Raw genomic sequence first — 700 nt, forward strand, 5'->3', positions numbered from 1 at the left:
GCGTCCGTGCGGCGTGGGGTCACCGGCGGGTGGACGCGGGATCTGCGCGACCTGGCCCGGGCGGCCAGTGCGCTGGTGCACCAGTGAGTGGGGCCGGGGCGGCGCCCGCCCTGACCGGCATGCAGGTCAACCTGTTCTGTCATGACGTCGAGTCGTGCCGGGCGTTCTACACGCGTCTGGGTCTGCTCGAGCGGTTCCGGGCCCCCGCCGAGGGTCCGGTGGAGCACGTCGAGATCGAGGCGGCGGGCACCCGGATCGGTCTCACGTCCGCCGAGGCCGCCAACCGGCTCGCCGGGCTCGGCGTCGTGCCGCGTTCACCGGTGAGCACCGAGCTGGTCCTCTGGTGTCTGGACGTGGAGGCGCTGCACGGGAGCGCGCTCGGGGCGGGGGCGACCGAGGTGACCGCGCCGACGGACTCGCCGGACGGACGCCTGCACTACAGCTGGGTGCGCGACCCGGAGGGTCACCAGGTCAAGTTCGTCCAGCCGCTCTGAGGTCGTGACGCCATCGAGTCGCACACCTCGCGGCGAGCAGCACAGCTCTACCCTGTGCCGCTCATCGACAACGGTGCCGCTCGAAGCCAGGGGATCCGGGCGGAAGGTCTAGGGAAGCGCTGATCAACATGCCATTCCCGGCGTGGTCGGCGGCTGACGGCAGTGGACGCGGTCAGGAACGGGTCTGGGAGTGGCTCCCTACCTCT

General features: G+C 71.6%; 1 protein-coding gene. It reads left to right on the plus strand.

Annotated elements, in window-relative coordinates; all coding sequences use genetic code 11:
* Window positions 1-494: VOC family protein (locus tag FRW57_RS22430; protein ID WP_203230517.1), on the plus strand; the 494-nt coding region annotated here is incomplete at its 5' end.
* Window positions 495-700: the final 206 nt, after the last annotated feature.

Source organism: Segeticoccus rhizosphaerae (assembly GCF_009192725.1).
Taxonomy (GTDB): domain Bacteria; phylum Actinomycetota; class Actinomycetes; order Actinomycetales; family Dermatophilaceae; genus Segeticoccus; species Segeticoccus rhizosphaerae.